Source organism: Streptomyces gossypii (assembly GCF_025165795.1).
Lineage (GTDB): Bacteria > Actinomycetota > Actinomycetes > Streptomycetales > Streptomycetaceae > Streptomyces > Streptomyces gossypii.
This window is the reverse complement of record NZ_JAJAGO010000019.1, coordinates 1-19,288: the sequence shown is the minus strand read 5'-3', so window position 1 is coordinate 19,288 and position 19,288 is coordinate 1. Positions and strand designations below refer to the sequence as shown.

General features: G+C 69.5%; 15 protein-coding genes. 12 read left to right on the top strand and 3 right to left on the bottom strand.

The annotated features are described in order from the left end of the window. Window positions 1-72: 72 nt before the first annotated feature. Together LHJ74_RS30610 and LHJ74_RS30605 are read left to right on the top strand one after the other, a co-directional pair. Complete coding sequence (locus tag LHJ74_RS30610) at window positions 73-873, top strand: DUF4190 domain-containing protein (protein ID WP_260221512.1); 801 nt, start codon at window positions 73-75, stop codon at window positions 871-873. A 125-nt stretch (window positions 874-998) separates the two neighbouring features. Beyond that, window positions 999-1,466, top strand: a complete 468-nt coding sequence (locus tag LHJ74_RS30605; protein WP_260221511.1) for a hypothetical protein — start codon at window positions 999-1,001, stop codon at window positions 1,464-1,466. Here LHJ74_RS30605 and LHJ74_RS30600 read toward each other — a convergent pair. Next, window positions 1,387-1,920: a phosphatase PAP2 family protein gene (locus LHJ74_RS30600; protein WP_260221510.1), complete on the bottom strand. Its 534-nt coding sequence runs from the start codon at window positions 1,918-1,920 to the stop codon at window positions 1,387-1,389. The genes LHJ74_RS30605 and LHJ74_RS30600 overlap by 80 nt on opposite strands. Before the next feature lie 390 nt (window positions 1,921-2,310). Then, on the bottom strand, window positions 2,311-3,660 hold the full coding sequence (gene gabT, locus LHJ74_RS30595) for a 4-aminobutyrate--2-oxoglutarate transaminase (RefSeq protein WP_260221656.1): 1,350 nt from the start codon (window positions 3,658-3,660) through the stop codon (window positions 2,311-2,313). A 348-nt stretch (window positions 3,661-4,008) separates the two neighbouring features. On the opposite strand from gabT, the gene LHJ74_RS30590 reads away from it, so the two are divergent. Beyond that, on the top strand, window positions 4,009-6,195 hold the full coding sequence (locus tag LHJ74_RS30590) for an ATP-binding protein (RefSeq protein WP_375546873.1): 2,187 nt from the start codon (window positions 4,009-4,011) through the stop codon (window positions 6,193-6,195). A 66-nt stretch (window positions 6,196-6,261) separates the two neighbouring features. Further along, complete coding sequence (locus LHJ74_RS30585; RefSeq protein ID WP_260221508.1) at window positions 6,262-8,028, top strand: PucR family transcriptional regulator; 1,767 nt, start codon at window positions 6,262-6,264, stop codon at window positions 8,026-8,028. A gap of 114 nt (window positions 8,029-8,142) precedes the next feature. Here the strand turns inward: LHJ74_RS30585 and LHJ74_RS30580 are convergent, their stop codons facing one another. Continuing rightward, the gene (locus LHJ74_RS30580; RefSeq protein ID WP_260221507.1) at window positions 8,143-9,522 is read right to left on the bottom strand and encodes a M14 family metallopeptidase; all 1,380 of its coding nucleotides are present in this window, start codon (window positions 9,520-9,522) and stop codon (window positions 8,143-8,145) included. A 398-nt stretch (window positions 9,523-9,920) separates the two neighbouring features. Here LHJ74_RS30580 and LHJ74_RS30575 point away from each other — a divergent pair, with 398 nt between their 5' ends. From LHJ74_RS30575 to LHJ74_RS30540, 8 genes are all read left to right on the top strand, one after another. Beyond that, the gene (locus tag LHJ74_RS30575) at window positions 9,921-11,381 is read left to right on the top strand and encodes an aldehyde dehydrogenase family protein (protein ID WP_260221506.1); all 1,461 of its coding nucleotides are present in this window, start codon (window positions 9,921-9,923) and stop codon (window positions 11,379-11,381) included. Window positions 11,382-11,519: 138 nt separating this feature from the next. Further along, window positions 11,520-12,155: a TetR/AcrR family transcriptional regulator gene (locus LHJ74_RS30570; RefSeq protein ID WP_260221505.1), complete on the top strand. Its 636-nt coding sequence runs from the start codon at window positions 11,520-11,522 to the stop codon at window positions 12,153-12,155. Window positions 12,156-12,284: 129 nt separating this feature from the next. Next, entirely contained in the window at window positions 12,285-12,851 is a 567-nt protein-coding gene (locus LHJ74_RS30565; RefSeq protein WP_260221504.1) for a DUF4865 family protein, read from the top strand. 569 nt (window positions 12,852-13,420) lie between these two features. Further along, window positions 13,421-14,203, top strand: coding sequence for a metallophosphoesterase (locus tag LHJ74_RS30560; RefSeq protein WP_260221655.1), 783 nt, complete (start codon window positions 13,421-13,423; stop codon window positions 14,201-14,203). Between the two features lie 181 nt (window positions 14,204-14,384). After that, window positions 14,385-16,289 carry an acyl-CoA dehydrogenase family protein gene (locus LHJ74_RS30555; protein ID WP_260221503.1) on the top strand — a complete coding sequence of 635 codons (1,905 nt, stop codon included), beginning with the start codon at window positions 14,385-14,387 and terminating at the stop codon, window positions 16,287-16,289. A 72-nt stretch (window positions 16,290-16,361) separates the two neighbouring features. Then, window positions 16,362-17,618, top strand: a complete 1,257-nt coding sequence (gene dxr, locus LHJ74_RS30550) for a 1-deoxy-D-xylulose-5-phosphate reductoisomerase (RefSeq protein WP_260221502.1) — start codon at window positions 16,362-16,364, stop codon at window positions 17,616-17,618. Continuing rightward, window positions 17,615-18,919, top strand: a complete 1,305-nt coding sequence (locus LHJ74_RS30545; protein ID WP_260221501.1) for a M50 family metallopeptidase — start codon at window positions 17,615-17,617, stop codon at window positions 18,917-18,919. The genes dxr and LHJ74_RS30545 overlap by 4 nt, the downstream gene beginning before the upstream one ends. A gap of 212 nt (window positions 18,920-19,131) precedes the next feature. Further along, window positions 19,132-19,288, top strand: a 157-nt coding sequence (locus LHJ74_RS30540) for a flavodoxin-dependent (E)-4-hydroxy-3-methylbut-2-enyl-diphosphate synthase (protein WP_511262225.1), incomplete at its 3' end; no start/stop codon positions are given.

The following is a 19,288-nucleotide window of genomic DNA, read 5'->3' as shown; positions in this document are numbered from 1 at the left end:
TTGCGATCATCGTAATCGGGGTGGTCTTCGTTGCGGACGCCCGGCATGCTGGACGGATACAAGGAGGGGGACATGGCGGAAGACGCAGGCCAATCGGGACACTCGGGCCGTGAGAAGGAGGACCCTTGGGCGCCGCCGGAGGAGGACAACCGGCTGCGTAAGCGGAACTCCGTGGCGGAGCAGCCGACGATGACGGCAATGCCCGGTGGGCCCGTCGTGGGCGGGCCCCCGTCCGGGGCGAGGACACCGTGGGCGCGGACGCCGACGCCCGGCGTCGGGCCGCCTCCGCCCGCCCCGTCGACGAGCCATCCACACGCACAGCAGTCCACCCCGTACGCGGGGCCGTACGGGGCCACTCAGCCCGGCGGCCCGTACGGCTACTCCTCCGCGGGGCCACAGCATCCTGGATACCAGGGATACCCGGGCTATGCCGGGTATCCCGCACAACCTGGACACCTCGGATATGGCCACCCCGGAATGGGCTGGGGCCCTCCGCTGCCGAACGGCCAGTCTGTCGCCGCGATGGTTCTCGGCATCGTCAGCATGGTGCTGATCGCCAGCTGCTACGGGATCGTTCTCGCCCTGGTCACCTCGCCCATCGCGCTGGGCCTGGGGATCGCGGCTCGCCGTAAGGTCGCGCGCGGCGAACTGGGCGGACACAGCCAGGCCACAGCCGGCTTCGTCATGGGGATCATCGGCGTCGTGATATCCGTGCTCGCGGTAGTCGTGGTGGTGATCGCACTCACGGTCTACACCGACGCGGATTCGGACGACGGCGACTCCGGCCATGCGGACACGGTCGACGCCCGTGCGGTTCCCGCGGTGCCGACCGACCGGCCGCTGGAGGCGATGGCCATGCCGGTCGCGCCGTAGGGCGGGACGGCCACTCGTACGGCGCCGCGGCGCACGACACGAAATCGATGCGGTGAAACGGCGTAAGGATATGTCCCGGCACCGCTCTCTGTGGTGGCAGAGCACCACCACACAGAGGCGCACTCATGAACGGCACTGCGGAGGACGCCGACGCGATCGAGTGGTTGGCATCGGTGGCACCGGATCCAGTCGCCTGCCAAGGGGAGTGGGAACGCAGTCCGCTCGGCGTCACGCTGCTGCCCGCGGGGCTGCGGTGGGACGTTTTGATCGTCAACGGCGGACTCGGTTGCCGAACACTTGACGTGCTCATGAGCTGTGTGCCGCGGCCGAGCCCAGTCCTCGCGGACTTCGGTGGCTTCCGGACGGGCTTCTTCGTCCCGCGAGGGACGGTCACCCGCCGGCTGGGTACCGGCGTGCGCGGTGCAGGGCGCGGCACCTGGATCGTCGCGCCGTACCCGGGGCGCACGACGGGGGGAGTGCGCTGGTTGATTCCGCCGGACGGATGCGGCACGCTCACCGATCCTGCGGTTCTGGAACTGGCGATGCACGAGGCAGCCGCGCGGATGGCCGGGAAGGAAGGAAACGGCCGCTGAGGAGGGTCAGCGCACACATCACCAGGACCGCGAGCGCCCAGCTCGCCACGACATCCGAGGCCCAGTGATAACCGCGCAGTACGAGCCCCGCACCGACGGCGATGTTGAGCAGGACTACGGCGGCATACGGCGTGCGGCGTGACCCGCCGTACAGCAGCATGAGCGTGCCGTACGCCAGCGCTGCCGTCGCGGCGTGACCAGAGGGGTAGTAACCGGCGTAGTCGCCAAGAGGCGCTCCGTCCGGACCGGTGCGGGCCATGGCGAACTTGAGCGGCAGAACCAGCAGGGGCACGGCGACAGCAGCAAGGACCGCGAGGACCAGCGGAAGCGGGGAGCGTCGCGAGTACACCAGCGGCACGACGCCCAACGCCAGCACGGAGAGGGCGATCACACTGCCGCCGAGGTCGGCGAAGAACTGTGCCGTGGTGCCCAGTGCGCCATCAGATGAGGCCAAGTCCGAAGCCTCGCCGCGCAACGCCCGATCGAGGCCGACGAGCGGGCCGTCGACGGCGACCTGCCAGGTGATCAGCAGAAAGAGTGCCAGTGAGATCGCCGCACATGAGAAAACCGGCCGCCCCGGGGCTGGGGGGAGAGTCCCGAGGCGGCCGATGGGACCTGACCGCCGCGCGCCCCGGGGGGTGTGGGACGGGCGGTTGTCCGGTCTGTGAGGCGTGTGCGCGAGGGCACGGCCGGGTCGGCTTCGGGGAAAAGACGACTCGGCTTTCATCTGCTGGAACCGTACGGCAGGCTCCGCCGCCCGGACAGTGCGATCACGGTCCCGGCATGGGGCTCGCACACATTCTTCACCAGCGCGTTCGGGGGACCGCGGCGAGGGCGTACCGGGTCAGAGCCGGGACAGTGCGGCCTCGACAATGTCCACGCCCTCGTTGAGAAGGTCCTCACCGATCACCAGTGGCGGCAGGAATCGCATCACGTTGCCATAGGTGCCGGTGGTGAGCACCAGCAGTCCCTCCTGGTGGCACGCCTTGGCGAGCGCGGCGGTGGCCTCCGGGTTGGGCTCCTTGGTGCCCGGCTTCACCAGTTCGATAGCGAGCATCGCGCCGCGCCCCCGTACCTCGCCGATGACGCCGTGCTGCTCGGCCATCTTCTGCAGCCGCGGCTTCATGATCTCCTCGATCCGCTTCGCACGAGCGGGAAGGTCCAGCTCGCGCATGGTCTCGATCGAACCGAGTGCCGCGGCGCAGGCGACCGGGTTGCCACCGTAGGTGCCGCCGAGTCCACCGGAGTGAGCCGCGTCCATGATCTCGGCGCGGCCGGTGACGGCGGCCAGCGGAAGACCCCCCGCGATGCCCTTGGCGGTGGTGATCAGATCCGGAACGATGCCCTCGTCCTCGCAGGCGAACCACTGACCCGTACGGCAGAAGCCGGACTGGATCTCGTCCGCGACGAACACGATGCCGTGCGTTTTTGCGAACTCCGCGATGCGCGGCAGGAAGCCCTTCGCGGGCTCAATGAAGCCGCCCTCGCCCAGCAGGGGCTCGATCACGATGGCGGCCACATTCCCGGCGCCCACCTGCTTGCTGATCTGGTCGATTGCCTGGTCCGCAGCCTCCTCGGCGCAGTTCTCGGGCCCCGTCAGCCACCGGTAGGGGTAGGCCACCGGCACGCGGTACACCTCGGGCGCGAACGGACCGAAGCCGTGCTTGTACGGCATGCTCTTCGAGGTGAGTGCCATCGTGAGATTCGTGCGGCCGTGGTAGCCGTGGTCGAAGACCACCACCGCCTGCCGTTTGGTGTACACGCGGGCGATCTTCACCGCGTTCTCGACAGCTTCGGCGCCGGAGTTGAAGAGTGCGGACTTTTTGGCGTGGTCACCAGGTGTCAGCCCGGCCAGCTGCTCACAGACCTCTACATAGGGCTCGTAGGGCGTCACCATCACGCAGCTGTGGGTGAACGCCTCCAACTGCGCCGTCGCGCGCCGTACGACCGCCTCAGCGCTGTTGCCCACCGAGGTCACGGCGATGCCTGAGCCGAAGTCGATGAAGGAGTTGCCGTCCACGTCCTCGAGCACCCCACCGCCGGCGCGCCGCGCGAAAACCGGCATCACGGTGCCGACACCGCTGGCCACGGCCGCCTCCTTGCGGGCCATGAGTTCCTGTGACTTCGGCCCGGGGATGGCGGTGACAATGCGGCGCTCCTGTGGGAGGGCCGGGCCTCCGGACAGTTCGGTCATCGTGCTCATAGCGCTCTCCTCAGGAGGAAGTGGCGTGCCTCGTTCTCCGCAGGCTAGGGGCAGGGGGCAAGGGGAGACATGCACCGCCACGGAGAAGTAGCCGTGTCATGTTGGCCGCGACGGATATAGGAGCCGGTCCCGGCTGCGGCTGGGCCCGACAGTGGCAGCCCACGGTCCGGCGGGCGGCGCGGCGGGCGGGACCGCGAGTACGGAGCGCGAATCGGCCACCGGTCGCGTCCGTTCCGTCCCCTCTGGCACAGACGGAGCAACTGGCCCCGCGGACAGCTAGATTGGGTGAGCAGGCAGTGACACTCGCGGGCTGATCAGGGGTAGAGACACTTGACGGACATGGACTCTTCCCGTCGTGAACGGGAGACAGGCGGAACCTACGCAGCGGGTACTCCGCGGCCCGGCAGCGCCGCCGTTCCGCCCCCTGCCATCCCCCCACCCGCCTCTGCGCCTCCGCCCGCGGCTCCGCCCCATGCATGGCCCCCGTCCTCCGGCCAGCCCTCAATGCCCCGACAGGTACCCGACACCGGCCCGTCTCTCGCCGATTGGCTGCGGATGCCGCGCCCCGAGACGGAGCCGGGTATCTGGCGCTGCGGATACGAGCGGAGGCCGCCAGCTGACCCGGACCGTATCCCCGCCCGTCAGCTGCTCAGCGGCGCCGTGGTGTCGTTCCTGATCGGCTGGCTGATCTGGTCCTTGCTCTGGAACGGCTACTTGGGCACGTATTGGCTCTGGCCGCTGTACGCACTCACGCCTGACAAAGGACCAGTCTTCAGTCTTGCGTCCTGGCCCTACTTTGGACTGATCCTCACCGGGATCGCGGTCGTCTTCGGACGTGTCGGCCACTGGCAGGAGGTGTGGCGCCGGGGCGCCGCCCGGCTGGCCCGGCGCCGCCGCCGTACTGCCCCGTCGGCCCCCGTGGCCCCGGTAGTCGACCCCGTCGGGTGGCCTGAACTGCGTGCCGGTGGGGCCCCGGAAGTCGCGGAACGCCTGGCCGCGGAGATCCGGAACGGCCGGATGAGCGACGTGGATCACGCGCGCATCACCCGCGCCTGGCACTCCGTGCGGGCACGTGTCGGCCGGTTGCCCGCGTTCACCGAATCCGTCCTGCGGGACGGTGCGGCAGCCTGTGCCCATCCGTCCGGTGACCGGGACCTTCCTCTCCGCGCGGCACGGCACGACCTCTCTCTGCGCCAGGTCCGCATCGGTACCGCAGCGGACGTGGAGCGCAATCCGGACGACTACCGGGGGGCGGGTCTCGCCCTCGACCCCTCGCTACTCGGTACCTCCGCGCTGGCTGTCGGCCCACCCGGCTCGGGCAAGTCCACCCGCCTCGTGAGGCCTGTCGTGGAGTCGCTCTGCCTGCAGGCACTCGCCGGCCAGGCAGCCGTCGTCGTCGTGACCGCTGCCGGTGCCCGGCTCGCTCCCGACGACGCCTTTGACGTCGTCGTGCGGTTGGGCCGTCCAGAATCGGTGTATGGCCTCGACCTCTACGGTGGCTCGGCCGACCCTGACGAGGCGGCCGGCATGCTGGCCGAGGCACTGGTGGGGGACCTGGCCGAAACGCTTCCGGGCGGTGACAGCCGCCGCGCCGCGACGGCGCTGGCCCAGCTCATCGGCCCCTACCGGGCCGTCCACGGGCGCTTCCCGGACGTCCCGGAGCTACGCGAGCTGCTGGACGGGGCACCGGCCGCCCTGCGGGCTCTGCGTGGCGCGCTGGAAGGCGCCGACTTGCACAGCCAGATCCGCGAACTGGATGCATACGAGCGGCAGACCGGCCGCTCCGGTGACACCGCCCCGTTGCTCGCGGACCGGATCGCCCTGCTCGACCGGCCCACGTTCGCCGACTTCTTCGTGCCCTGGAGCGGAAGAGCCACCGGTGCGGGGCACCGGCCGTTCTCCCTGCGGACACTCGAGCACCCGTTGCGGGTCCGGATCGACCTGCCCGAACGGGGCCACGCGGAGGCTTCCCGCATCTTCGCGCGGCTGGTCCTCGCCCAGTTCACCGAGTGTGTGGCGGCCCGCGCCGACCAGTCGCTCTTCGCCTGCCTGGTACTGGACGACGCGGCGCAGACCGTCACTCCGCAGGCGCTGCGCGGCATCCAGAGTCTGCGGTCCGGCCACGCAGGGGCGTTGCTCACGCTGAGGGCACTCGATGAGGTGCCCGGGGCGCTGCGGGGGCCGCTGCTCGGCGCGGTCGGCTGCCGGATGGTGTGCGCCGGAGTGACACCCTGGGACGCGGAGCACTTCGCGGAGGTATGGGGCACGGAGTGGGTGCAGACCCGTGATGTCACCAACCGCGAGCTTGTCTCGGACGAGCCGCTGACCCGCCTGATGCATGCCGTGCGGCGGCTGGCGACCGGCAGGTACGTATCCGCCGAGTCTGTGACCGTACGCACCGTGCAGCGTGAGCGTTGGTCCGCTTCCGACTTGGCCAACGAGCTTCCGCCCGGGCACGCGGTGCTCTCGTTGACGACCGTACGCGGGGAGCGCACCCCACCGGTGCTGACCAGGCTCGGGGAGTGAGCAGGGCCAAGGGAGGAAGAGGGAGAATGACCGGAATGGGATGGACGCCTGTACGGTGAGGGCGTTATGCCACCGACTCTTGCCAGCCTCGTCCAGCACTCCGCACTGCGACTCTCCGTGCTCGCGGGGCAGGACCGGCTCGACACGCCAGTGCGCTGGGCGCACGCCAGCGAGCTGGCCGATCCCACGCCGTATCTGGACGGCGGCGAACTGATTATGATCACCGCGCTGAAACTGGACGCGGAGGATCCCCAGGCGATGCGCTCATACGTGCGGTTGCTCGCTGGCAAGGGGGTGGTGGGGCTGGCCTTCGCCGCTGGCGTGAACTATGAGAAGGCACCCGGCGCCCTGATCAACGCTGCGTGCGAGGCGGATCTTCCGTTGCTCGAAGTGCCGCGCCGTACGCCCTTCATCGCGATCAGCAAGGTGGTGTCCGCGGCGATCGCCGCCGAGCAGTACCGCGCGGTGACCGCGGGTTTCGACGCACAGCGCGACATGACCACGGCCGCGCTCTCGCAGGAGGGCCCGACTGCGCTGCTCGCCCGGTTGGCGGGGCATGTGAACGGCTGGGCCGCCCTGTACGACGCCGCGGGGGCCGTGGTCGCCACCGCCCCCGCTTGGGCGGTACGGCGCGCGGCCCGCTTCGCAGGTGACGCGGAGAGGGTGCGGGACCGTCCGGCGCCGGCGAGCGCTGTGGTCAGTGAGTCAGAGGCGGGCGACGACCGGGTCGAGCTCCAGTCGGTCGGTACCGGGCGCCGTGCCAAGGCTGTACTGGCGGTGGGGACGGCTGCGCGACTGGGCACGGCCGAGCGTTACGCGGTGCACTCGGCGGTCGCTCTGTTGACCCTGACGACGGAGCGATCGCGCGCGCTGCAGGAAGCCGAGCAGCGGCTGGGCGCGGCGGTGTTGCGGATGCTGCTGGCCGGAGAGGCCGACCATGCCCGCGCGGTGGCGGGGCAGCTGTACGGAGGACTGCTGGATGCCCCGATGAGAGTCATCGTCGCGGAGCCGGCGTCCGGAGGGAAGCCCCGCACCCGCGGGGGCGGGGCGGCCGTCGGGTCGAGGGCTGTGACCGCCCTCACCACCATCACCCCGGCGGGCGCCCCGGTGACCGGGCCGGGGACGGCTCCCGCCGGGCCCCGGGCGAGGGTTCACAGCTTGGCGCACGGTGGGAAACCGTCCGGAAGCTCTCCCTTCGCAACCTCGTCCGGAGCACCGACCCCCAGCGTGCTTGACGATTTGGCCGACGCCGTGGAGACGGCCGCCGCGCGCAACGGTGAGGCCGTGCTGGTCGTACCGGACGGGGAGCGCCTGGTGGTGCTGGCCTCGGACGGCGGCGCTGCTGCTGCCGCCTGCGCACGTTCCGCGGCCGATATGGCCGAGATCCGGTCCGAGTCCGGTTCGCGCCAGGAGGAGGCACTGGTTGTCGGGGTTTCCGCACCTGCTGGCCTTCCTGCTACCGCCGTGGCTTTCAAACAGGCGGGCCAGGCCCTGTCCGTCGCCCGGCGGCGCGGTGCGGTGCTCGTGGAGCACGAGGATGTCGCTGCGGGGTCCGTGCTGCCGCTGCTGGCGGACGACGCCGTACGCGCGTTCGCGGACGGTCTGCTGCGCAAGCTGCACGAGCATGATGCGCACGGACGGGGTGACCTCGTGGCCTCGCTTCGCGCCTGGCTCTCCCGCCATGGTCAGTGGGACGCCGCCGCGGCTGATCTCGGTGTGCACCGGCATACGCTCCGCTACCGGATGCGCCGGGTCGAGGAGATCCTCGGCCGTTCCCTGGACGACCCTGACGTGCGTATGGAGCTCTGGCTGGCGCTCAAGGCCACCAGCTGAGCCCTGCCCCGCATCGGCCTGCCCGAGCGGTCTTGCCCCGCCCCGTGCCGACGGCTCGACGGCTGTGCGGCGGCCGCTCCGCCGGGACTGACGGGGCGGCCGCCGATTCCCCGGTCAACCTGTTGGGCAGTACTCCTGCTCCTTGCCGATCGAGCGGTACATGCAGTCAGCGTTCTCGAGAAGAATCAGCACGGCTTCCTTGTTGCGCGCGGTCTGCTCACCGATGACTTCGTCGGGCGGGTAGAAGCCGCCGCCCCCTGCGGAGCCCGGGTACATCTCGAAGGTGTAGGAGAAGTCCTTCTGATCGGCCCACATCCAGTCGTTGACCGAGCCGTCGGTGATGTAGAGATTGCTCGACTGCTGTGGCGTGTAGCCGTTGCTGTCGGCCATCGACGTGCCGATGGCGGCGAAGGCGTCCCGATCGTCCTGCGTGAGCCCGTCGGCCGTGTCGCCGTAGGTGTAGCCGTACGGCCACAGCACCAGTTCGCTGTAGGTGTGGAAGTCGATGTGCGCGGTGATCTGCTGCTGGCCCTCCACCACGCGGCTGCGGGTGAAGTCCGCAACCACGCCGACCTCCGTCGAGGACTCGGCCGACGGGCCCCGATAGGTCTGGGACCCCGGGTTTCCACTGGAGCCGCCGCAACAGGCCCACTTGTAGTCCCAGTTGCGGTTGAGGTCCGTGCCGACGGCGGAGGAACCGGAGTTGGGCTCCCGGTTCTTGCGCCACATCTGGTAGCTGCCGGACGCGATGTCGTACTCCCCGCCGTCCGGATTGATGTCCGGGATGATCCACAGTTCGCGCTCGTCGACCATTTTGGTGATCCGGTCCTCGGAGCCGTATTTCGCGCCGAATTCGCCGAGGGTGTAGAGGGCCATCTCGACGGTCAGGTGTTCGCGGGCGTGCTGGTGGTGGGTGAAGAGGACCTCGGGCTCGTTCTCGTCCTGCGCCGCGTTGTCACTGATCTTCACGGCGACGATGTCGCGCCCCTCGTAGGAGCGTCCGATGACCTCTCTCGTCATGATGTCCGGATACTTCTCGAGGTAGCCGTCGATTGCCCTATTGGCCTCGGCGTAGTTGTGATATCCGGAATCCTGTGGTGGGAAGTCCTTAGCGCCGGGGCGCTCGCCCGGTCGTGTACGCGCCGGGGGGCCGCTCAGGGCGGTGAGTTCGTGGCCCAGCCGTTCTACCGCGCGGACTTGGGCGGGGTCCCCGGTGATGACCACCGAGCGTTCGTGCACGGTGTCGATGGAGACTCCGGTCGCGGCGACGGCGCTGCGCTGCTTCCGTGTGCGGACGCCGTTCGCCCGGTAGCTCTTCAGGGTCGGTTCTCCGGTGCGTTGTCCGCTCCGCTCGCGGGCGTCGGTGTCGTGCCCGGACGCGGTTTGGGGTGGTGGTGCGTCGGCGGCCTGTGCGGCCACCGGAGCAGCCAGCGCGAGGGCCAGCAGTACGGCTGCGGCTGTGGTCCGCTTCGTGCCGTGTAGGGGTATGCGCATCGCATCTCCTGGGGTGTCCAGTGCGACGGGTGGGGGTTTGTCCGTGTACCGCTGTGCGCGCGCATACTGGCGCTATGGCATGAACTGGTCAACCGCTCGGGGCGCCTTCTCGGCCGTCCCCGCGGCAGAGGACGAGGACGCTTCACAAGGTGGAGATCCCCTCGTGCCGGGCGTACTCAGCCGCCTCGGACAACGCGGCGAGGCGCCGTGCGGGGCGTCGCGGGCCTGTGAACCTGGCCGGTCACAGCACCAGGGGGACAAAGAGGTGTACACGGAGGCCGGAATGCGCCGCGCCGGACAATCAACCTTCCGGCCTTGCCGCCCTACGGTGGGCGGCAGAGACCCAACCGCACCATCCCCTTCATTTCACCACCATTTCGGAAGGGCCGGGATTCACTGTGCCAGCTACGAAGGAAGCCGCCACCCACGCGTTCTGGCTCGCCGGCCGTCAGGCGACCGGCGATCAGACATTCGAGGTCACCTCTCCCTGGGACGGCCGTCCAGTCGGCACCGTGAGCGTGCCCACCGCCGCGCAGGTCGAAGAGGCCGTGGCCGCCGCCGTGGCGGTCGCCGACGAGTTCGCCGCCACCCCCGCGCACGTACGGGCTGCCGCGCTCGATCACGTCTGTTCGAGGATCACGGAGCGGGCCGAGGAGATCGCGGAGCTGATCTCGGCGGAGAACGGCAAGCCCATGAAATGGGCCCGCGGTGAAGTCGGCCGGTGCATCTCGGTCTTCCGGCTGGCGGCGGAGGAGGCGCGCCGCTTCAACGGGGGCGTGGCACAGCGTCTGGACACCGACGCCGGCGGCACCGGGCGGCTCGCCCTGACCCGACGGTTCCCGCGCGGCCCCGTGCTGGGCATCGCGCCCTTCAACTTCCCGCTGAACCTCTGCGCCCACAAGGTCGCCCCCGCCCTCGCGGTCGGCACTCCGATCCTGCTCAAGCCCGCTCCGGCCACACCGCTGTCCGGGCTGCTGCTCGGCGAACTGCTGGCCGAAACGGACCTCCCCGCCGGCTCCTGGTCCGTGCTCCCGGTCCCGAACGACCGGATGCCGGATCTCGTCCAGGACGAGCGGCTGCCCGTGGTCTCCTTCACCGGCTCCGCCCCGGTGGGCTGGTCCATTCTGGACTCCGCTCCGCGCAAGCGCGTCACGCTGGAACTCGGCGGTAACGGAGCGGCAGTGGTCCTCGCCGATTACGCCACCGACGCCGACATCGACTGGGCCGCGCAGCGCATCGCCACGTTCTCCAACTACCAGGGCGGGCAGTCCTGCATCTCGGTGCAGCGCGTCATCGCCGACACCTCGGTCTACGACCGGCTGGTGCCGAAGATCGTCGAAGCGGTCGAGCGACTGCGAACCGGTGACCCCTCCGACCCCGCTACGGACGTCGGTCCCCTGGTGAGCGAGGACGCGGCCAAGCGGGTCGAGTCCTGGGTGGCGGAAGCCGTGGCGGCCGGAGCCAAGGTACTCACGGGTGGCACCCGTGAGCGTGCGTCCTACGCCCCGACGGTGCTCGAGAACGTGCCCTCGGACAGCAAGATCGGCTGCGACGAGGTGTTCGGACCGGTCATGTCGGTCACCAGGGTCGAGGGTGAGGAGGCGGCGTTCGCGGCGGCCAACGACTCCCCGTACGGCCTGCAGGCGGGCGTCTTCACCCACGACGTCCAAGCGGCGTTCCGTGCGCACCGCGCCCTGGAGACGGGCGGTGTGATCATCGGCGATGTGCCGTCCTACCGTGCGGATCAGATGCCCTATGGCGGTGCCAAGCAGTCGGGCGTGGGCCGAGAGGGCGTGCAGTTCGCGATGGAGGACTACACCTACGAGCGGGTCATGGTGCTCACCGGCCTCGATCTCTGAGGCAGCGGCTCGGAGGTCCGGCCGCAGGTGACGTGCCCTGACTCTCCTCCGCACTGCTTTCAACCGCTGCCCGGTCACACGGACCGGGCAGCGGTTCGCTGCCTGACGATTGTACCTACTGGTATGTACATTGAGGTCATGAGTACAGGGGAGAAGCTGATCGTGGCCACGCAGGAACTGCTGTGGGAGCGCGGCTACGTGGGGACCAGCCCGAAAGCCATTCAGCAGCGAGCGGGCGCCGGCCAGGGCAGTATGTATCACCACTTCGCCGGGAAGGCGGGTCTCGCGGCCGCCGCCGTACGCCGCAGCGCCGAACAGTTGCGGGCGACCGCAGAGGGCGATCTGCGGAGTTCAGGCAGTGCGCTGGAGCGGGTGCGGGCCTATCTCACGCGAGAGCGCTCCGTGCTCCGCGGCTGCCGCATCGGCGGACTGGCGCAGGATCCCGACATCGTCGCCGACCCGGAGCTGCGCCGTCCACTGGAGGAGACCTTCGGCTGGCTACGCGACCAGCTGACGGAGGTGCTCGAAAAGGGGCGCCGGAGCGGAGAGCTGACCGCTGAGCTGGACGCAAGGGCCACTGCGGCCACCATCGTCGCGGTCGTTCAGGGCGGCTACGTCCTGGCCCGGTCCGCTGCCGACGCCGCCCCGTTCCATCAGGCTGTCGACGGTCTCCTGCGGCTCCTCGAAGGAGCCCGCGCCCAGACCTCCCCGCCTGGGCTCCGCCCCGGAACGGAAACACTCGTCAAGTCGCTCCCCGGCCGGCTCGGCCGCTGACGCGGGCCGTCTGACCAACTGACCGGCCCGCCCGACGGGGCCCGCCCGCGAACCGCACAGTGTGCGCCCCGTGCGCCGCCCCGCGCTGCTTTCGGCCGACTGACCCTTCAACCTTCGGGAGTCCGCTCCATGCATGCCCTGCAGTACGAGATCACCCTGCCCGCTGACTATGAAATGGACGTCATACGCCGTCGAGTGCGCAGCAAGGGGCATCTGCTCGACGGCTGGCCGGGGCTCGGCCTCAAGGCGTTCGCTATTCGGGAACGCGGCAAGGACGGCTCAACGGTCAACCAGTACGCCCCCTTCTACCTCTGGACCGACCACGAAGCCCTCACCGGGTTCCTCCGTGGTCCGGGATTCCAGGGGCTGAGCGACGACTTCGGGCGTCCAGCAGTACGGAACTGGCATGGTCTCGCACACGAGCACGGTCCGGCGCATGGCGAGACGCCGCGTGTGGCCGAGCGCTTGATGCGGGCCGTCCCGGAAGGCGGCGACACCGCCACCACCATCGACCTCGCGCTCGACGAACTGCGCGCGGTGGTGCGCGAACCCGGCGTCCACAGCGCCGCTCTCGGCCTGGACCCGCACCGCTGGGAGCTGGTCCGCTTCGTCCTGCGCATCCTGGGCGTGCCCGGCGGCTCCGAAGGGGAGCAGCGCTACGAGGTACTGCACCTTTCCCAGGGAACGACCCGGTGATCCGCACCGTCCCCGGCTGATCGGAGCCTTCAACTCTCATGATCACCTCTTCCTGCGCAGCGCCCGACTGCCGGGGCAGGAACTCGCCGACTCCGACCCGCCGCGGGGTGGAACTGCATGCCTTCGCGGCGCTCGGGGGGCGCCGTCGTGCAGTGGACCCCTTGGGGCCCGGACGACGCGCCCCTCACCGCCCGCTGCGGCGCACCACGCGACCGGCGCACCCATCGCCGTCCATCTGGAGGGCGGGAACCGCCGCGCTCGAATTGGCCGAGCTCCTCTGCCGCGACCGGAGCCCACCTGGTGTTCGATGGCCCTTCCCGCGCTCACCACGCCACCGACGGGTACCTGCTGGCACGCTCGTAGAGCTGGCCCCAGCCGGGCACGCCGACCAGCTTCTGATCGGCGGCTACAACGACTACCGCCGCCGGCTCGGCCCCCGGAAGGCCCTACCTGCTCAGCCACCTGTACCCCCGGATCGAACAGGAGTCGGGCGGCGAACTCGCCGCCCGTGTCTTCGTGCACAATCCGGTCCGCGCCTTCTCGGCCTCATGAAAGTGAGACTCGGCGACATGTTCGTCTTCGCCCATTTCAGCGACATCCACCTCGGCCAGGACCACGAAGGTGACAACGGCGAGCGCGCCCGCGAGCGCGCCGCGCGTGTGCTGCGCTATCTCGACGATCTCCCCGGCGAACTCGATGCCGTCCTGCTGACCGGTGACATCGCCGATCATGGGGCCCCCGAGGAGTATGAGGAGGCAGCCGAGCTGCTCACCTCGTCCTGCCACACCGTGCTGCTGTGCCCCGGCAACCACGACGTGCGCGGTGCCTACCGCGCCGGGCTGCCCAGCGGCAGCCTCACCGACTCTGCCGATCCGGCCGACGCGTCGCCCGTCAATGCGGCGCACCGCCTTCCCGGCGCGACCTTTCTCATGTGCGACTCCAGCATTCCGGGCCGCGGGGCCGGTTACCTGGACGACACCACGCTCGCGTGGCTGGACGGCGAACTCCTTGCCGCCCCGCACGAGGCCCCGGCATTCGTCTGCTTCCACCACCCGCCCGTGCCGCTGCACGGGCAGTACGTCGACCCGATCCGGCAGTTCGGCGAGGAGCGGCTCGCCGAGGTGGTCACCCGCCACCCCCACGTCGCCGCGCTGCTGTGCGGGCACACCCACATGGCGGCGGCGACCAGCTTCGCCGGGATGCCGCTGCTCGCCGCGCCGGGAGTCGTCTCGACGCTGCGAATGCCCTGGGAGGGCGAAACGCCGATCGACTACGAGCTGCCCCCGATGCTCGCCTTCCATATTTATGACGACGACGGCCGCCTCACCACCCATTTCCGTGTCGTGCCGTGACCCCGGGCTCCGCACCGAGGTGACCCCGGGCCCCGCACCGACTGCGCCTTTCCGCGCGGGGGCTGGCACGGACCGCGCGTTTCGGGTAGATACGGACGAGTAGCACCCGTCGGTAGCGCCTGTGCGAGTGCGCGGGCGCCAGTGCGCAGCGAGCGCTGGAAGTGCGAGGTGAACGAGCGTCATGACCGTCACAGAGCGTGAGGCGCGAGAGGTGGCCGAGGCCGCCCGCGAACAGGACTGGCGCAAGCCCAGTTTCGCCAAAGAGCTTTTCCTCGGCCGGTTCCGGCTCGATCTCATCCACCCGCACCCCCAGCCGGAACCGGAGTCCGTTCGGCGCGGTGAGGAGTTCCTCGCCGCACTCCGCGTCTTCTGCGAAAGCGTGATCGACGGCCCGCTGATCGAGCGGGAGGCCCGCATCCCGGACGACGTGGTGGGCGGACTCAAGGAGTTGGGCGCGCTCGGCATGAAGGTCGACACCGAATACGGCGGTCTCGGCCTCTCCCAGGTCTACTACAACAAGGCCCTCGCGCTGGTCAGCTCGGTCAGTCCCGCCGTCGGGGCGCTGCTCTCCGCACACCAGTCGATCGGGGTGCCGCAGCCGCTGAAACTCTTCGGCACCCAGGAGCAGAAGGACACCTTCCTGCCTCGCTGTGCCCGCACCGACATCTCGGCGTTCCTGCTGACCGAGCCGGATGTCGGCTCCGACCCGGCACGGCTCGCCACCTCGGCGATCCCCGAGGGCGACGAGTACGTCCTGGACGGGGTGAAGCTGTGGACGACCAACGGCGTGATCGCCGACCTGCTGGTCGTGATGGCGCGGGTGCCCCGTACGCCGGAGCGTAAGGGAGGCATCACCGCATTCGTGGTGGAGGCGAACTCGCCCGGAATCACCGTCGAGAACCGTAACGAGTTCATGGGACTGCGTGGCCTGGAGAACGGCGTCACCCGCTTCCACCGGGTACGCGTACCAGCCGCCAACCGCATCGGTCCCGAGGGAGCCGGTCTCAAGATCGCGCTCACCACACTGAACACCGGGCGCCTCTCACTTCCCGCCACGTGTGTCGGGGCGGGCAAGTGGTGCCTGAAGATCGCCCGGGAGTGGACCGAGGCGCGCGTCCAGTGGGGCAGGCCGGTGGCGAAGCACGAAGCCGTCGGCAGCAAGATGTCCTTCATCGCCGCGACGACCTTCGCGCTGGAGGCGGTCCTCGATCTCGCCTCCCAGATGGCGGACGAGGACCGCAACGACATCCGGATCGAAGCCGCGCTGGCCAAGCTCTACGGCTCCGAGATGGCGTGGCTGATCGCCGACGAACTGGTCCAGATCCGCGGCGGACGGGGCTTCGAGACCGCGGCGTCCTTGGCCGCACGGGGCGAGCGGTCCGTCCCGGCCGAACAGATCCTGCGGGATCTGCGTATCAACCGCATCTTCGAGGGGTCCACGGAGATCATGCACCTGCTGATCGCCAGAGAGGCGGTCGACGCGCACCTTGCCGTAGCCGGTGATCTGATCGCCCCGGATGCCTCGATGGCCGACAAGCGCCGGGCTGCCGTCGCCGCAGGCGGCTTCTACGCACGCTGGCTCCCCAAGCTGGTGGCCGGACCGGGGCACCTGCCGCGCTCGTACGCGGAGTTCGGTCATCTCGCCCCGCATATGCGCTACATCGAGCGCACCGCTCGCAAGCTGGCCCGCTCGACCTTTTACGCAATGACCCGATGGCAGGGGAAGATGGAGACGAAGCAGGGCTTCCTGGGCCGCATCGTCGACATCGGAGCGGAACTCTTCGCGATGAGCGCGGCCTGCGTACGTGCGGAGAAACTGCGCAGCGACGGGGGAGGCGAGGGCCGGGCCGCCCAGCGGCTCGCGGACGCCTTCTGCCACCAGGCGCGCATCCGCGTGGAAGAGCTCTTCGGCCGGCTGTGGACGAACACCGACGACCTCGATCGCTCCGTCGTGCGCGGCATCCTCAACGGCTCTTACACCTGGCTCGAGGCCGGCATCATCGACCCCTCCGACGACGGCCCCTGGATCGCCGACCAGGCACCCGGACCAGCCCGGAGGGACAACGTGCACCGGCCCGTCCGCTGACCGGCCGGGGCGGCCCCGTACGGCGGGAGGGCGCCGTGCTCCCGGTCACAGCGGACCAGACACAATGGGGCAATGACCAACTCCCTCGCTGATCCGCATACGCGCTTCCCGGCCGATGCTCCGGCATCCGACGGCCCCCGCGACATCGTGATTCTCGGGTCGACCGGCTCCATCGGCACCCAGGCGGTAGACGTGGTGCTGAACAATCCCGGCCGCTTCCGAGTGACCGGGCTGTCCGCCGCAGGGGGCAGGGTGGGTCTGCTGGCCGGGCAGGCGCACCGTCTTCAGGTGCGTACGGTCGCGGTCGCGCGGGAGGACAAGGCCGTCGAGCTGCGGCAGGCGCTGCGCGCGGAGTACGGGACGGGGGAGCCCATCCCCGAGGTGCTGGCAGGGCCCGACGCCGCGACCGAACTGGCCGCCGCCGAGTGCCACACGGTGCTCAACGGCATCACCGGCTCCATCGGCCTGGCTCCCACTCTGGCGGCGCTGCGGGCTGGACGGCTGCTCGCACTCGCCAACAAGGAATCGCTGATCGTCGGCGGTCCGCTGGTGAAGGCGCTCGCGGCACCCGGTCAGATCATCCCGGTGGACTCCGAGCACTCCGCGCTCTTCCAGGCACTGATGGGCGGTAGCCGGCAGGAGGTCCGCAAGCTGCTGGTCACCGCCTCCGGAGGCCCGTTCCGCGGCCGTACGAGAGCGGAACTCGCCAATGTGACGCCACAGGACGCGCTGGCCCATCCCACATGGGAAATGGGCCCCGTCATCACCGTGAACTCCGCCACCCTTGTCAACAAGGGACTCGAGGTGATCGAGGCGCATCTGCTCTACGACATCCCCTTCGACCGGATTCAGGTGGTCGTCCACCCGCAGTCGTACATCCATTCCATGGTGGAGTTCACCGACGGCTCCACGCTGGCCCAATGCGGCCCGCCCGACATGCGGCTGCCGATCGCGCTGGCCCTCGGATGGCCGAGCCGGGTCCCGGACTCGGGGCCGGTCTTCGACTGGTCGAAGGCCATGTCCTGGGAGTTCTTCCCGCTGGACGAGGAGGCGTTCCCGTCGGTCCCGCTGGCTTGTCACGTCGGCGCTCTCGGTGGCACCGCTCCTGCCGTCTTCAACGCAGCCAACGAGGAGTGCGTCGACGCTTTCCTCGCGGGCAGGCTGCCGTTCACCGGCATTGTCGATACGGTCTCCGCTGTGGTCGGCGAACACTCGGGGGGCCACCCCGCGGGAACCGATCCGACCCTGTCCGATGTCCTGGAAGCCGAGAGCTGGGCGCGCAGCCGAGCCCGTGAGCTGGCCCAGGCCGTAGTGGAGGCCCGTGCATGACGACATTCATGACCATCCTCGGCATAGTCGTCTTCGTCGTGGGTCTGCTTTTCTCCATCGCATGGCATGAGCTGGGTCACCTCTCGACAGCCAAGATGTTCGGCATCCGGGTGCCCCAGTACATGGTGGGCTTCGGTCCGACGCTCTTCTCCCGTCGTAAGGGCGACACCGAGTACGGCATCAAGGCGATCCCGCTCGGCGGCTACATCCGCATGATCGGCATGTTCCCGCCAGGGGACGACGGGGCCATCCGGCAGCGCTCCACCTCACCCTTCCGTGGGATGATCGAGGACGCCCGCGCGGCGGCGTTCGAGGAGCTCCAGCCCGGCGACGAGAAGCGGCTGTTCTACACGCGCAAGCCCTGGAAGCGCGTGATCGTGATGTTTGCCGGGCCGTTCATGAACTTGATCCTGGCTGTGGTGATCTTCCTCGGCGTGCTGATGTCCTTCGGCGTCAACACGACGACGACCACCGTGTCCAGCGTCTCCGACTGCGTCATCCAGGCCTCCGCCAACACCGACAAGTGCACGGGCAAGGCTCCGGACTCCCCGGCGAAGGCCGCGGGCCTGAAACCTGGTGACAAGGTCGTGGCGTTCAACGGCCACAAGGTCACCGAGTGGGACGAGCTTCAGAAGGACATCCGCGACACCATCGGCCCCGCGACCCTCACCGTCGAGCGGGACGGTACCCGTAAGACCCTGCACGCGGATCTCGTGGAGAACCAGGTCGCGAAGTTCGACGGCCGGGGCGGATATGTCCAGGGTGAGTTCGTCACCACGGGTTTTCTGGGCTTCACCCCGGCAAGCGGCATTGTCGAGCAGTCCTTCCCGCAGGCCGTCGACCGGATGGGCGACATCATGGTCTCCGGTGTCGAGGCGCTGATAGACCTCCCCGCCAAGATCCCTGACCTGTGGGACGCGGCGTTCGGCGACGGTGAACGCAAGCAGGACTCCCCTATGGGCGTAGTCGGCGCGGCCCGCGTCGGCGGCGACGTCTTCTCCCTGGACATTCCGCCGGAGCAGCGGGTGGCGACCATGCTGTTCCTGGTCGCGGGCTTCAACCTGTCGCTGTTCCTCTTCAACATGCTGCCCCTGCTGCCGCTGGACGGCGGTCATATGGCCGGAGCCTTGTGGGAGTCGTTGCGCCGGAAAATCGCCAGAGTCTTCCGCCGCCCCGACCCCGGGCCGTTCGACGTGGCCCGGCTGATGCCGGTCGCCTACGTCGTCGCGGGCGTCTTCATCTGCTTCACCCTCCTGGTGCTCGTGGCGGACGTGGTGAATCCCGTACGGCTCACCGGGTGACATACCCGTGCCGGACAAGTGACGGCGGGAAGGCATTTCCCGCTCGGCTCGTGTGCGGCCTCGCGCGTCCGGCACCTCGGCTAGCCTGGTGCGTGCCCGCACTTCGACCCAGCCCCTCCCCACGGAGGGGGTTCCAGTGGCGACCACTGGTTCGTCGACCGAGAGTCGCTGTCGCCCCGCGCAGTGTGCTCTGCCGTCACGAGAGAAGGCCCATGACCGCGATTTCGCTCGGAATGCCGGATGTCCCGATCAAGCTCGCCGACCGGCGGAGGAGCAGGCAGATCCAGGTCGGCTCAGTGGCCGTCGGTGGTGACGCGCCGGTCTCCATCCAGTCGATGACCACGACCGTCACCTCCGACGTGAACGCGA